The organism is Streptococcus sp. HMSC078D09 (assembly GCF_001813675.1).
In the GTDB taxonomy this organism is placed as follows: domain Bacteria; phylum Bacillota; class Bacilli; order Lactobacillales; family Streptococcaceae; genus Streptococcus.
The window spans coordinates 95,583-109,742 of sequence record NZ_KV813661.1; the positions used below are offsets into that span (position 1 = coordinate 95,583).

The window sequence follows — 14,160 nt, forward strand, 5'->3', positions numbered from 1 at the left end:
TTTATGACCGTTACAGTTATTTCAAAAAGTGGATTACTTGATCACGGTAATAAAACAAAAGAAGCTGCAGTAGAGTACCGAAGTCAGATATCATCTGTTCAGAGGAAAATTGAAGCAAAAGTGACGGGGCAAGAGGCAGATGCCATTAAAGCCTTTATAGCAAAGTTGAATTCTTTATCTCAAACATTACATGATTCATATCCATTAACATTAGAATTATATAGTGAGGCAGTCCTTAAATATGAAGCAGGATTAACGGCAGCTGGTTTTTCTTCTGAAGTGGTAAAAACAAAAGCAACAGATATTCAAAGTATTAAGACATGGTTAGGGGAAACAAAAAGTAAAGAGTTTTTGGAAAAAAGTGAAGATCTTGATATGGCAATTCAAACAGCAAGTAAAGCGCTAGCCCTAGAACCAGGAGCAATTGAATTTACAAGAGATGCGGGAGCACGTGCTCACTCCATAGCAATGAATTTAGCAAGACATGGAGATGAACGTCAGAAAACTCATGATGAATTAGAGAATAATTTAAAGCAATTTATTAGTGGTTTAACTGTGGTAAGTGAACGTTTGGTTGGTGTGAAAGCAACATTAGATAACGCAAGATTTATCAGTAGTTTTAGTTTAAATACAGCAATGGATTTAATCTCCAAAGGTTATTTAAATGAACAAAATATGGATTTTCTGGATTCTATACAGAATGAAGGAGATGCTAAAGTTCTTAAAGTTGTTTTAGGAGAACAAGGTTATAGCACTTCAACAGGATTTTTTACAGCACTGGGAAGTGTAGATACGACAAAAGTTAGCCATGCAATGATGGATATTGTTTATAACCGAGTTAATAAAGAATTTTCAAATGTGAAAGAAGATAAGAGTCCTGCAATGGAAAATCTTCGTACTTATATTCAAGCAATTGCTAATCAAGACCAAGAAAAAGCGAAAACTTATTTTGAGAATTTAGTCTTGGCTGGAGATAGATATGCTCAAACAATAACTGAATTGGCAAAGGCTCTAGTTCCTGATTTTCCTAAAACTAACGATAGTGAAAGTGAATTTAAGAATTATGAAGCGGAGAAACTTAAAATCCAACCTCAGCTTGAAGGATTTAATGAACACATAAAACGTGCTGGGGTTTTAACAAGTTTATTTGAATCACTGTACGTAGTGGGCATTGGAAAGTCAAAGAAGGTTTATCCTTCCATGGGCTCAAATATGTCACTAGATACATCTATTGTTTTAAGTGGATTAACGTTTAATGAGAAAAATGGTTTTGAGTTTAATATCTCAGCGCCTGATTCTATGGGAATTCGTAGAGATGAAAGCTATTCAACAGAATTTTTCAATGCGGGTAGTGGAGTTCAAAATGCTGAAGCAATATCTGAAATTCGTGAGTTAAGAGAGAAACGGGATAAAGAGGCAGCTTTATTTGCAGTTGATTTAGCTAAAATGGCCATAGGTTCTTTTATTCCTGGTTCGGGTAAAATACTGGATTTAATTTCTTCTAGCGTTAGAATTGAGAATAATCTTAGTTCAAGTCTAAATTTTGGAGATAAAGCAGGAACTGTAACTTTTTCAGATCTCTACAAGAAAAAAGTGGGAGAGAAAATGTCAGATTCTTCAACGCTTTCAGATCATTTAGAAAAATATTATGAATATGATCAGAGAATAACAAAACGTGAGCAATTTCTAGCGGGCAGTATCTTTGATACAGGTGGACGTCATCTAACAGGTAATTCTAAAGATAAATTTGTAAAATATGATCTAACTTATGACTTGCAAGCGAATATGAAGATTTATGATTTAGAAAAGAATGGACTAAAAACGTTTGTATACCACAATACTGAAGGAGACATCTCTAAAAAGATAAGTTCTATTAAAGAGTATGAGAGAACTATGAAGGAAATTGCATCAACAAACAATATTGATAATCCAAAGGATGAAAAAAATGAAAGATTATTAACTCAAAATACTTTTGATTTGTTTACTAATAAAGGAAATATAGGAGTAAATAACGTAACTTCATCAAATATTTATGAAGGACTAACTAAATTAGATAATATGTTTGTACAAAAGAAATCTAGAATAGTTCAAAGAGAAAATTATCTTAAATGGGATCCGTATGGATTAAGTACGAATGATTCTAATTTCGGAATAAAACAGGAGAATTCATAATGCGAAACAAAAATAAGGCTAGGTTACTTATATTCCTAATTATGCTTATTGTTGGTAGTATAATTTTTTTCAAATATAAAAATTCCTCAGAAAAAATTTATAGAAATGAAACTCCTTCAAAAATTAGGGAAATAAAATTATTGGACAATGATAAATTTGTTTTTGTGGCTGTCGATAACTATTTAGACGGTGTTGTTTTATTTGGTCAGAATTATGTTACAACTTTTTCTTCGCATACGCTTGATACTACTAATTTAAAAAAAACTCCTCCAATTGGGAGTGAAGAATATTTCCAAATTATTAGTTATAGTGTACATGATAAAGGAAAAATTGTTAAATTTAATTTATATGAATTACTTGGGAAAAATAATTTATACCGTTCTGTTCATAATATTCCTTATAGTTATTTACAAAATGACGATGATTACCTGACACTGAATTTGGAGAAACTAAATATGTACGATATAGCAGGTCATGATATTAGATCTGTATTAGTTTCTGCTAGCGGAGAGAAAGTTAAAGATATTTCTGAAAGTGAAATGGAGAAGATTGACAGAGAACAAAAACTATATTTTAACCAAAAATATGATTGGGATAGGGGTGGGATCTCTGAACAGATCGACGATAATCTAGCAAAGTATAATCTTTCAAGAAACGTAAATTTAATTTATCCAATGAATTTTAATCCGTCTCAAATAAATATTTCTGGTTCTAACTTTGCCAAATTATATCCAGAGTTAGAAAAACAGATGAAATATCTAGGTGGATTATATTTCCGTCCTAAACAATACAATGAACGCGAATGGTTTGATAAAATCATTCATTGGTTTGCGCCGGAAGGTCAAGAAGTCATGGAATTGTATGCCACAGATGAAACAACTGGGGAAAAAACACAAATTCACTCGTATGACGAGTTTGTTTCATGGATAAAGACCCATCCAAAACAGGAGTAGGAAAATGAGTAAAAAGAATATTAAACCTGAAAATATAAAAAATGTTAAGGCGAAATTTGATGATGCATTTATAAATTTTGGATCTGGGATTGGATTGATTGTTGAAGATGATTCTAAAGCGAAATTAGAAGAATGTTTCAATGGATTTAAAGAAACTGCTGGCACTATTCAAGAGACAATTGTAAGTTTTAACGACTATTTAGATCAAGTAGCTACAGCATTTGAAGATACAGATTCATTCTTAGCATCAAGAATTGAAGGAAAAGGTGATGTAAAAGACTATAGAGAAGGACAAAATTTTAGGTCAAAAATGAGTGACGAAGTTCGTAAGAATATTTTCTATGGTCAGATTTAATTTTACTGCATCCTTCATTAAACTAGAGAGAACCACCTGGTTCTCTCTTTTTCATTCCTTCAACTCTCTCCACCTAGCAATTAATTTGATTCTCAAAGTAATCTCGGGTATGATAGTAGAAAATATTTTTAAATCCAACTCAATCATAAAAGAAGGGAAATGATACATGAAAAAGATGATGGTATTGCTGACGAGTGTTCTTGTTTTAACAGCTTGTGCTCAGCTGAAAAAAGAGGCCAAGGAGTCAACCGCAAGTAAAATCGAGAAAAGTACAAAGGCCTCCTCGTCTGCTAAAGAGGAAAAGGGCTTGAAATTTGTAGTCGCGCCTCAATTTGAAGGAAAAACATCGGATTTGATGGAACTGGGGAAGAAGTTAGTTAAGGAGCATCCGGAAGTTGGTGATCAAGGGGATATCACTGTATATTATACAGGGAGCACCTATACTGTAGAACAACAGGAATATGCAGTATTTATGTTGGTCAATAAAACTACAACGAATATTGACCATGATGCAACATTTAAAATTAGCTGGAGTTATGATGGCCAATCTGTTTACCAAGATCAAGTGGTTCAGTATAGTCTATCGAACAATCCTAAGTTACCGACCCAATCAGCGACTCTCTTGTTGCTGCCTTTGACGAGTGAACAAAGCTCGATCGTAGAGAAGATATCGGATGAAACGAAGATGAGTCTGAGTATCACAGACATTATGATGAAGTAGGTGATGGACATGCCCGATATCAGAATACTTCTAGTCATTGCTGTGGCTGTTATTGGATTTCCTTTGTTTACCGTACTATTTTTTGGACATTTTTATAGAAGAGAAGTTAGGATTAAGACCCTCTCGTCAAAGAGCGTTGAGGGAGTGGTAGTTGGCTATAAGAGGACACAAATTGTAGCGGCTCCAATTGTAGAATATAGAGTGGATGGTCAGACCTATCGAAATAGCCTGAAATATTATTGAGTGGTGCGGGCAACATTTCCTTGGAAAACGAATCAAGCGGCTAGTGACATCGATTTGATGGCGCAAAGGATAACCGTCTACACCAATTCTACAGTCTCAAAGGGAAATCTTTTTCAAGATGCTTTTCCATTGGGATCGAAGATGACGGTCTGGTATAATCCAGCTTGTCCAAAAGAATCATACGTTGAACGCTATAGTGGGCTAGATAAATCTTATAAGCGGGAAATGTGGATTGGAATCTGGATGTTGATATTATTGCCTATTTTGGCAGTTGTGGCCATTATCATGGGGATGAAGTATAAATGATGGATCAGCCCTAACTGAAGAAATGAAACATGGGGAGAAATCACCGCTAGACCGGTGATTTTTTCGTCTTCACTTCTCCCTCGAATTAATCCTTAAATTGTGATAAAATAAGGGTTACGAATGTTTTTGAATGGTCTGTTTTCCAGCTATAAAATAGGTCAGTCAAAAGCGAGCAAAAGAATCAAGATCAAGGGAGAAACAATGTCCAACACCTTTGAAATTTTAATGGATCAGCTGGATATGCCGCTGGAGATGCGATCTTCCAGTGCCTTTTTGCATGCGGAGATTCAAGAAGTCGTGGTGCACAAGGTCAGTCGGGTTTGGGAGTTCCGCTTTGCTTTTGCGGAAGTCTTGCCGATTGCTTTGTTTAAGGAATTGCGCCAGCGCTTGAAGGACGAATTTTCAAAGACGGGAAACCAGGCGACCTTTACCATCCAAGTGGCCAATCAGGATTTTTCTGCGGATTTATTGCAGGCCTACTACCGGGAGGTCTTTGAGGATGGCCCTTGCGCGAGTCAAGGCTTTAAGGGGCTTTACCAAGACTTGCAGGTGCGCGCGGAAGGGCAGGAATTGATCATCTCTGGGCCTTCTTCGGTCGATACAGAGCATTTCCGTAAGAACCATTTGCCCAATCTTGCCAAGCAGTTGGAAGCCTTTGGTTTTCCGCATTTCACCTGTCGGGTGGAGTCTGATGAAGAGTTGACAGAGCAAGAAGTGGCGCGCTTTGAGCAGGAAAATGAAAAGATCTTCCAAGCGGCCAATGAAGAGACCTTGCGGGCCATGGAATCCTTGGCCCAGATGGCTCCGCCACCAGCAGTTGAAGAAAAGCCTGCCTTTGATTTCAAGGCTAAGAAGGCGGCGGCTAAACCGAAGCTAGACAAGGCTGAGATCACTCCGATGGTCGAGATTACGACAGAAGAGAACCGGATTGTCTTTGAGGGTGTGGTCTTTGACGTGGAGCACAAGGTGACGCGGACCGGTCGGGTCTTGATCAGCTTTAAGATGACCGACTATACCTCGAGTTTTTCCCTTCAGAAATGGGTTAAAAATGAGGAAGAAGCCCAGAAGTTTGACATGATCAAGAAGAACAGCTGGCTACGGGTGCGGGGAAATATCGAAATGAACAATTTCACGCGCGACTTGACCATGAATGTCCAAGACATCCAGGAAGTCGTGCATTATGCCCGCAAGGACCTGATGCCAGAAGGCGAGCGTCGGGTGGAATTTCACGCCCATACCAATATGTCGACGATGGATGCCCTGCCGGAAGTCGAAGAGCTGATCGCCAAGGCAGCTGAGTGGGGCCACAAGGCGGTGGCTATCACTGACCATGGCAATGTACAGAGCTTCCCACATGGCTTTAAAGCGGCCAAGAAAGCTGGGATTCAGCTGATCTATGGGATGGAAGCTAATATCGTAGAAGACAAAGTGCCCATCACCTATAACGAGGTGGATCTGGACCTTAATGAAGCGACTTATGTGGTCTTTGACGTGGAAACGACGGGACTTTCAGCCATTTACAATGACTTGATCCAGGTCGCTGCTTCTAAGATGTACAAGGGCAATGTCATTGAGGAGTTTGACGAGTTTATCGATCCGGGCCATCCTTTGTCGGCCTTTACGACCCAATTGACAGGGATCACCAATGAGCATGTCCGTGGGGCTAAACCCCTGGTGCAGGTCTTGAAGGAATTTCAGGCCTTCTGTGAGGGAACCGTTCTTGTCGCTCACAATGCCACCTTTGACGTGGGCTTCATGAATGCCAACTATGAACGTCATGGCCTTCCCAAGATCACCCAGCCGGTCATCGATACCCTGGAATTTGCCCGTAACCTCTATCCAGATTTTAAACGGCATGGATTAGGGCCATTGACCAAGCGCTTTGGGGTAGGCTTGGAGCACCACCACATGGCCAACTACGATGCGGAAGCGACGGGGCGCCTGCTCTTTATTTTCATCAAAGATGTCGCTGAAAAGCACGGGGTGACCAATCTCAAGGATCTGAATATCGATTTGATCGATGAGAATTCTTATAAGAAGGCGCGGGTTAAGCATGCGACCCTCTATGTCAAGAATCAGACTGGCCTTAAGAACATGTTTAAACTGGTTTCACTTTCTGGGACCAAGTATTTCGAAGGAGTCCCACGGATTCCCAAGACCGTGCTGGACGCCCACCGCGAGGGCTTGATCCTCGGATCGGCCTGCTCAGAAGGGGAAGTTTTTGATGCCGTCATGTCGCAAGGTGTGGATGCGGCGGTCGAAGTGGCCAAGTATTACGACTTTATCGAGGTTATGCCACCGGCTATCTATGCACCTCTCATTGCCAAGGAGCAGGTCAAGGACATGGACGAGCTCCAGACCATAATCAAGAGCTTGATTGAAGTGGGGGATCGTCTCGGCAAGCCTGTTCTTGCGACAGGAAATGTCCACTATCTGGAGCCGGAAGATGAGATCTATCGGGAGATCATTGTCCGCAGTCTCGGTCAAGGGGCCATGATCAACCGGACCATTGGGCATGGAGAAGATGCCCAGCCAGCGCCACTGCCAAAAGCGCATTTCAGAACTACCAATGAAATGCTGGATGAATTCGCCTTTTTGGGAGAAGACTTGGCGCGCAAGATTGTTATTGAAAACACCAATGCACTCGCAGAGACCTTTGAGCCGGTCGAAGTGGTCAAGGGTGACCTCTATACGCCATTTATCGACAAGGCCGAAGAAACAGTTGCGGAATTGACCTATAAGCGAGCCTTTGAAATCTATGGTGATCCACTCCCTGATATTGTCGATCTGCGGATTGAAAAGGAATTGACCTCCATCTTGGGGAATGGCTTTGCCGTGATTTATCTGGCTTCACAGATGCTGGTGCACCGTTCCAATGAGCGGGGCTACTTGGTTGGATCGCGTGGATCTGTCGGATCCAGCTTTGTAGCGACTATGATTGGGATCACTGAGGTTAATCCGCTTTCGCCTCACTATGTCTGCAGCCAGTGCCAGTATAGTGAATTCATCACCGATGGTTCTTATGGATCTGGTTTTGATATGCCGGACAAGGATTGTCCAGACTGTGGCCACAAGCTCAGCAAAAACGGGCAGGATATTCCTTTTGAAACCTTCCTTGGTTTTGATGGGGACAAGGTACCCGATATCGATTTGAACTTCTCTGGGGAAGACCAGCCGAGTGCCCACTTGGATGTCCGGGATATCTTTGGGGAAGAATATGCCTTCCGGGCAGGAACGGTAGGTACGGTCGCAGCTAAGACCGCCTATGGTTTTGTCAAGGGCTATGAGCGTGATTTTGGCAAGTATTACCGAGATGCCGAGGTCGAACGCTTAGCTCTCGGTGCAGCTGGGGTCAAACGGACGACCGGTCAGCACCCAGGGGGAATCGTTGTTATTCCAAACTATATGGATGTCTATGACTTTACTCCGGTCCAGTATCCGGCAGACGATGTGACAGCTGAATGGCAGACCACCCACTTTAACTTCCACGATATCGATGAGAACGTCCTCAAGCTCGATGTCCTGGGACATGATGATCCGACCATGATTCGTAAGCTCCAGGACTTGTCAGGCATTGATCCAAATGATATTCCTATGGATGATCCAGGGGTTATGGCCCTCTTTTCTGGGACAGAAGTGCTAGGGGTGACAGCTGAGCAGATTGGAACGCCGACAGGAATGTTGGGGATTCCAGAGTTTGGGACCAACTTTGTTCGGGGCATGGTCGAAGAGACCCATCCGACGACCTTCGCAGAGTTGCTTCAGCTCTCTGGTCTGTCTCACGGAACCGACGTGTGGTTGGGAAATGCCCAAGACTTGATCAAGGCGGGCATTGCCGATCTATCGACCGTTATCGGGTGTCGGGACGACATCATGGTTTACCTCATGCACGCGGGGCTCAAGCCTAAGATGGCCTTTACCATCATGGAGCGCGTTCGGAAAGGGATGTGGCTCAAGATCTCAGAAGAAGAGCGCAACGGTTACATCCAAGCCATGAAGGAAAACAATGTCCCTGAATGGTACATCGAGTCCTGTGGGAAGATCAAGTACATGTTCCCTAAAGCCCATGCCGCGGCCTATGTTATGATGGCCCTTCGTGTGGCCTACTTTAAAGTGCATCATCCACTTTATTACTACTGTGCTTACTTCTCGATTCGGGCCAAGGCCTTTGACATCAAGACCATGGGTGCAGGCCTTGAGGCCGTGAAAGCGCGGATGAAAGAAATCTCTGAGAAACGCAAGAACAACGAAGCTTCCAATGTAGAGATTGACCTCTACACCACCCTTGAGATTGTCAATGAGATGTGGGAGCGGGGCTTCAAGTTTGGCAAACTAGACCTCTATCGCAGTCAGGCGACAGAATTCTTGATCGATGGGGATACCCTGATTCCACCATTTGTCGCTATGGATGGTCTGGGAGAGAACGTCGCCAAGCAAATCGTGCGAGCGCGTGAAGAAGGAGAATTCCTTTCTAAGACCGAGCTCCGGAAGCGTGGTGGTGTTTCGTCCACCCTGGTTGAAAAGATGGATGAGATGGGCATTCTTGGCAATATGCCAGAGGATAACCAGTTGAGCCTCTTTGATGATTTGTTCTAGAAACAAAGGAGAAGAATATGAAGGTAGAAATTTTTGCAGAAGACAAACCAGCTGAAAAAGTCTTTGAGTACAAGCTAGAAGTGGCAGACAATGTGCTGCTCCTTTCCACTGCCATGCTCTCAGGAGCAATTGCTCTAGCCGGCTTATTTTCAGCCTTGAAAGATTAACTGACAGCCTCTATTTTCCTTTTGAAAATAGAGGTTTTTCAGTCTTTTCAGATCTGATAAGTGTTTTCTTTGGCACTGGATTGTGTTACAATTTTTAGTAACAAGTGTTTATAACAAGGAAACAGAAAAGATGAAACAAAGGAGAAGCGCGTGGCAAGATATTTAGTAGGGCCTTACAACAATAGTTGGAACTTTATGGATGCGGTTGAAAAAGCGCAGGATGGAGATACCATCGAGTTTGAAAATGGGTATGTCTTTCAATGGCCGACAGATGAGGTGATTGTGATCAACAAGAGCCTTCATTTTGTGGGGCATGTGGTCCCAAATCCAAATGGTAATGGGCGCATGTTTAACAACACGATTGAGGCTTCTTTCCGATTTGTAGAGGGAGCTCAGGTGACGTTTGAAGATCTGTGGTTTAAAGTTGGTGGGAACTATACTGCCTTGACCTTATGGAATGAGTCGGCTATCACCTGTAAACAGGTCTATTTTGAAATCACCACTCCGACAAATAGTGAATTTTTTATCTATATGGATACGCATTCGAAAATGACATTGGATGGAGTTGGGATGAAGGTTCCGGAAAAACACCAAAGTGTCATCGGAATGTCAGCTTCGGAATTGTCCATTCAAAATTCAACGATCTTTTCTAAGATCGATCTGTCAGAAGGATCTAAATTGGCCTTAGAAAATGTCCATATTGAAAAATTTGGGAATAATACCATCCATGCCAAGGACTCAGAAGTGATCGCAAAAAATTCAACGATTACAGGCGGGGATCTGGAAAAGGATTTTCCACCAGTTTGGTTGAGAAATGTCATCTGGGAGTCTGAAAACTGTAAAATTGAGTTGCCTACTGGGACTGGAGTCTGTCTTGACAATAATGTTCAATTCAATTCGGATTCGGATCGTATGACCTCCATCAATTCATTCAATAGTATGATCCGAGCTCACCAGGCTACATTTACAGAATTTTTATGCGTCTATGAAGAATCCTTTGCTTCCCTGACTGGGGAAACGACCTTCCTGAATGAGAATACTCAAACCATTTCATTTGGAGTTTTTGATGATGGTGTGCTGATGGCTGAGCATATGATTTGTCATAAGATTGCGGATCCTAATATACGGCTTCAAGGTGGAGCCTTTGCGAAGGTGGACACCGTGACCTATAGGCAGGGCGATGCGCGTGATCTGACCAAGGAAATCGAGGATGACTGTGACTATCTTGTTGGCAGAGAAGTGGCTAAGGGCAATGCGCAAGTCGTTCCTACGGGACAGACGACGGATGCAACGGTGGCTCCAACTACCGCAAGAGACTCTGGACCAGAGAAGAAACAAGATGCTCTTCAAGAACTCAATAGCCTGATTGGTCTTGAAAAAGTCAAACATGAGATCAAGAAAATGATCAACATGGTGGAATTTAACAAGAAACGAATCGCCAGTGGCAAGGCACCTGAAAAGCAAACACTCCATGCGGCCTTTATGGGAAACCCTGGTACAGGGAAAACCACTGTGGCCCGTCTATTGGGACAAGTGCTCTTTGATGCGGGTGTTCTCTCAGGGGAAGAATTCCGTTTCGTGGAAGCAACGGAGTCCGATCTGATCTCTTCGAATATTGGAGGAACAGCTGAACAGACCCAAGCCCTGCTTGAAAAAGCGCGAGGAGGAATCCTTTTTATTGATGAAGCCTATAGCTTGGATAAAAAGGACAGCGGTGCGGACTTTGGGATCGAGGCGATCAATACCATCCTCAAATTTATGGAGGACAATCGCGATGATATCATGATCATCTTTGCCGGCTATACCAAGGAAATGGAAGAGTTCTTAAAGACCAATCCAGGCCTCCGTTCTCGGGTACCAAATAATTTCATCTTTGAAGATTTCACAGGAGATGAGATTGTCCAACTAGGTGAAATGATCTTAAGCAAAGGAGACTACAAACTCGAAGACCGGGATTACTATGCGCGGCATGTTAAGCGGGCTTATGATGGCTCGCTAGATAAGAGCAATGGTCGCTGGATCCGGAACCTGGATGAGCAATTGACCAAGACCATGGCAGATCGGGTGGTGGCCCAAGGTTCTGACGATATTGAGACCATCCTCAATAGCGATATCGATGCTGTCCTTAACCAAGGTAAGTATCAAGCAGGAGCCGATAAGGAAGAAGATGGAATGGCTGCCCTCAACCGTTTAGTTGGCATTGCCAAGGTGAAAGAGCAAGTGGAACAATTCGTGGCCATGGCTGAGTTCAATCAAAAACGGGCTGAACAAGGTGGCATCGTCGAAGATACGACCTTGCACTCCCTCTTTCTTGGAAATCCCGGTACAGGGAAGACTACTGTTGCCCGCATTTTAGGCAATATCCTCTTCCAAAAAGGGGTGATCAATCAGAAAAAATTCATCGAAGTTTCTCGGAGCAATCTGGTTGGAGGCTACCAAGGTCAAACAGCCCTGAAGACGCGCGAAGTCCTAGAAAGCGCGCTAGGTGGTGTCCTCTTTATCGATGAGGCCTATACGCTCTTTACCGGTTCAAATGATGATTTTGGGAAGGAAGCTTTGGATGAAATCCTCAAATTTATGGAGGACCACCGCCGTGATATCGTGATTATCTTTGCCGGATACACGAAAGAGATGCACGACTTCTTGCAGGTCAATTCAGGTCTGCAAAGCCGGATCCCGACTACATTTGACTTTGAAGACTATAGTCCAGATGAGATTGTCGAGATCGGTCTGTTGGGATTGCGCAAGCAAGGCTACCAAGTCAATGAAGCTCTTTATGGAGAGATCGTCAGAGAAAATTATATGCGTGCTAATGACCATAGTAATGGTCGCTGGGTCCGCAATCTTAATGAAAAACTCTTGCGCCAAGTATCGACGCGAGTAACCCGTGAAGGTAGTACGGATTACAATTCGATTTTGGATCAAGATTTGGAAGCCTTGAGGGAGAATGGCAATACTGAACATCCCCATACGGTAGATGATCAAGGCTATGTTCTTCCTTAAGCTAGAAGGAACAAGAAAAAGGATTCTGTAGGAGCGGAATCCTTTCAGTTGAAGACAAAGTCTTCTTAGAAACTTTCCTTAGGTGAGTACGGACGTCAGCGAACTTCTACGAAGTTCCATGACTAATTATTGAGCCTAAGGTCTCAATAATTCCGAGTGCCTGAAACGTTATTGTTTCAGGCACTTTTCTCACAGCGGAAAGTTTCGGTATTTCTTGATTTGTTCTAAAAAGGACTCATTTTTATTTCTTTTCAGAATCACTTAACCTATCTTATATTAAAAAAGGTCGTTTACGTTCTAAAAGAATTCTACATGGACTTATGGTATACTAAGAAGAGATCATTCACTTATGAAGGAGAAAACAATGGTTTTACCAAATTTTAAAGAAAACCTCGAAAAATACGCTAAATTGTTGGTGGCGAACGGCATCAACGTGCAACCAGGCCATACCTTGGCTTTGAACATCGATGTGGAACAAAGAGAATTGGCCCACTTGATTGTGAAGGAGGCCTATGCCTTGGGGGCGCATGAAGTGATCATCCAATGGGCAGATGATTTTACTACCCGGGAAAAATTCCTCCATGCACCGATGGATCGCTTGGACAACGTGCCTGACTACAAGATTGCAGAGATGAACTACCTCTTGGAACACAAGGCCAGTCGCTTGGGTGTGCGTTCCTCTGATCCAGGTGCTTTAAACGGCGTTGATGCAGAGAAGCTTTCTGCTTCTGCTAAGGCTTTGGGCATGGCCATGAAACCAATGCGCATCGCTACTCAATCCAACAAGGTCAGCTGGACCGTTGCTGCAGCAGCAGGTTTAGAGTGGGCGAAAAAGGTCTTCCCAAATGCGGCGAGTGATGAAGAAGCAGTGGATCTCCTATGGGATCAAATCTTCAAGACCTGCCGAGTGTATGAGGAAGATCCAGTCAAGGCTTGGGAAGAGCATGCAGCTATTCTCAAGAGCAAGGCAGATACACTGAATAAGGAACAATTCTCAGCCCTTCACTACACAGCACCAGGAACAGACTTGACTCTTGGCTTGCCGAAAAACCATGTCTGGGAATCTGCCGGAGCCATCAATGCTCAAGGTGAAAGCTTCTTGCCAAACATGCCGACAGAAGAGGTCTTCACAGCTCCTGACTTCCGCCGTGCTGAAGGTTATGTAACTTCTACAAAACCGCTTAGCTACAACGGAAACATCATCGAAGGCATCAAAGTGACCTTTGAAAATGGAGAAATCGTAGATATCACAGCAGAAAAAGGCGATCAAGTCATGAAAGATTTGGTCTTCAAAAACAAGGGAGCGCGTGCCTTGGGTGAATGTGCCCTCGTACCAGATCCAAGCCCAATTTCCCAATCAGGTATTACCTTCTTTAATACCCTCTTTGATGAAAACGCCTCTAACCACTTGGCCATCGGAGCAGCCTATGCTACCAGCGTAGAAGGTGGTGCAGAGTTTACAGAAGAAGAACTCGAAGCAGCCGGCCTCAACCGCTCAGACGTCCACGTCGACTTCATGATCGGCTCAAGCCAAATGGATATTGACGGCATCCGAGAAGACGGCACCCGCGTCCCAGTCTTCCGCAACGGAGATTGGGCAATATAGGGAGCAAAACAGAAATCAGTAACTCGAAGAGTTTGATT

The 14,160-nt window shown here is 42.9% G+C and carries 9 protein-coding genes; all 9 read left to right on the forward strand.

Annotated features, from left to right (window positions below):
* Nucleotides 1–3: 3 nt before the first annotated feature.
* The 9 genes from HMPREF2926_RS02810 to HMPREF2926_RS02845 all read left to right on the forward strand — a co-directional run bounded on the left by HMPREF2926_RS02810 (nucleotide 4) and on the right by HMPREF2926_RS02845 (nucleotide 14,122).
* Nucleotides 4–2,172 (forward strand): hypothetical protein, encoded by a 2,169-nt coding sequence (locus HMPREF2926_RS02810; RefSeq protein WP_070586362.1) that lies wholly within the window; start codon nucleotides 4–6, stop codon nucleotides 2,170–2,172.
* A complete protein-coding gene (locus tag HMPREF2926_RS02815) occupies nucleotides 2,172–3,125 on the forward strand; it encodes a hypothetical protein (RefSeq protein ID WP_070586363.1) in 954 nt (317 codons plus the stop codon). Before HMPREF2926_RS02810 ends, HMPREF2926_RS02815 begins: the two co-directional genes overlap by 1 nt.
* A 4-nt stretch (nucleotides 3,126–3,129) precedes the next feature.
* A complete protein-coding gene (locus tag HMPREF2926_RS02820) occupies nucleotides 3,130–3,480 on the forward strand; it encodes a hypothetical protein (RefSeq protein ID WP_070586364.1) in 351 nt (116 codons plus the stop codon).
* 166 nt (nucleotides 3,481–3,646) lie between these two features.
* On the forward strand, nucleotides 3,647–4,201 hold the full coding sequence (locus HMPREF2926_RS02825) for a hypothetical protein (protein ID WP_070586365.1): 555 nt from the start codon (nucleotides 3,647–3,649) through the stop codon (nucleotides 4,199–4,201).
* A gap of 246 nt (nucleotides 4,202–4,447) precedes the next feature.
* Nucleotides 4,448–4,750 carry a DUF3592 domain-containing protein gene (locus tag HMPREF2926_RS11275; protein ID WP_256263009.1) on the forward strand — a complete coding sequence of 101 codons (303 nt, stop codon included), beginning with the start codon at nucleotides 4,448–4,450 and terminating at the stop codon, nucleotides 4,748–4,750.
* Nucleotides 4,751–4,951: 201 nt separating this feature from the next.
* Nucleotides 4,952–9,346: a PolC-type DNA polymerase III gene (locus tag HMPREF2926_RS02835; RefSeq protein ID WP_070586370.1), complete on the forward strand. Its 4,395-nt coding sequence runs from the start codon at nucleotides 4,952–4,954 to the stop codon at nucleotides 9,344–9,346.
* 17 nt (nucleotides 9,347–9,363) lie between these two features.
* The gene (locus tag HMPREF2926_RS10895; RefSeq protein ID WP_003010006.1) at nucleotides 9,364–9,513 is read left to right on the forward strand and encodes a hypothetical protein; all 150 of its coding nucleotides are present in this window, start codon (nucleotides 9,364–9,366) and stop codon (nucleotides 9,511–9,513) included.
* Nucleotides 9,514–9,663: 150 nt separating this feature from the next.
* A complete protein-coding gene (locus HMPREF2926_RS02840; RefSeq protein ID WP_070586366.1) occupies nucleotides 9,664–12,516 on the forward strand; it encodes an AAA family ATPase in 2,853 nt (950 codons plus the stop codon).
* Nucleotides 12,517–12,880: 364 nt separating this feature from the next.
* On the forward strand, nucleotides 12,881–14,122 hold the full coding sequence (locus HMPREF2926_RS02845) for an aminopeptidase (RefSeq protein ID WP_070586367.1): 1,242 nt from the start codon (nucleotides 12,881–12,883) through the stop codon (nucleotides 14,120–14,122).
* Nucleotides 14,123–14,160 lie beyond the last annotated feature (38 nt).

What these genes read in the sequence shown, in the direction of transcription:
- HMPREF2926_RS10895 (WP_003010006.1), top strand. Translation starts at nt 9,364, where the DNA reads ATGAAGGTAGAAATTTTTGCAGAAGACAAACCAGCTGAAAAAGTCTTT.
- HMPREF2926_RS02815 (WP_070586363.1), top strand. Translation starts at nt 2,172, where the DNA reads ATGCGAAACAAAAATAAGGCTAGGTTACTTATATTCCTAATTATGCTT.
- HMPREF2926_RS02845 (WP_070586367.1), top strand. Translation starts at nt 12,881, where the DNA reads ATGGTTTTACCAAATTTTAAAGAAAACCTCGAAAAATACGCTAAATTG.
- HMPREF2926_RS02835 (WP_070586370.1), top strand. Translation starts at nt 4,952, where the DNA reads ATGTCCAACACCTTTGAAATTTTAATGGATCAGCTGGATATGCCGCTG.
- HMPREF2926_RS02825 (WP_070586365.1), top strand. Translation starts at nt 3,647, where the DNA reads ATGAAAAAGATGATGGTATTGCTGACGAGTGTTCTTGTTTTAACAGCT.
- HMPREF2926_RS02820 (WP_070586364.1), top strand. Translation starts at nt 3,130, where the DNA reads ATGAGTAAAAAGAATATTAAACCTGAAAATATAAAAAATGTTAAGGCG.
- HMPREF2926_RS02810 (WP_070586362.1), top strand. Translation starts at nt 4, where the DNA reads ATGACCGTTACAGTTATTTCAAAAAGTGGATTACTTGATCACGGTAAT.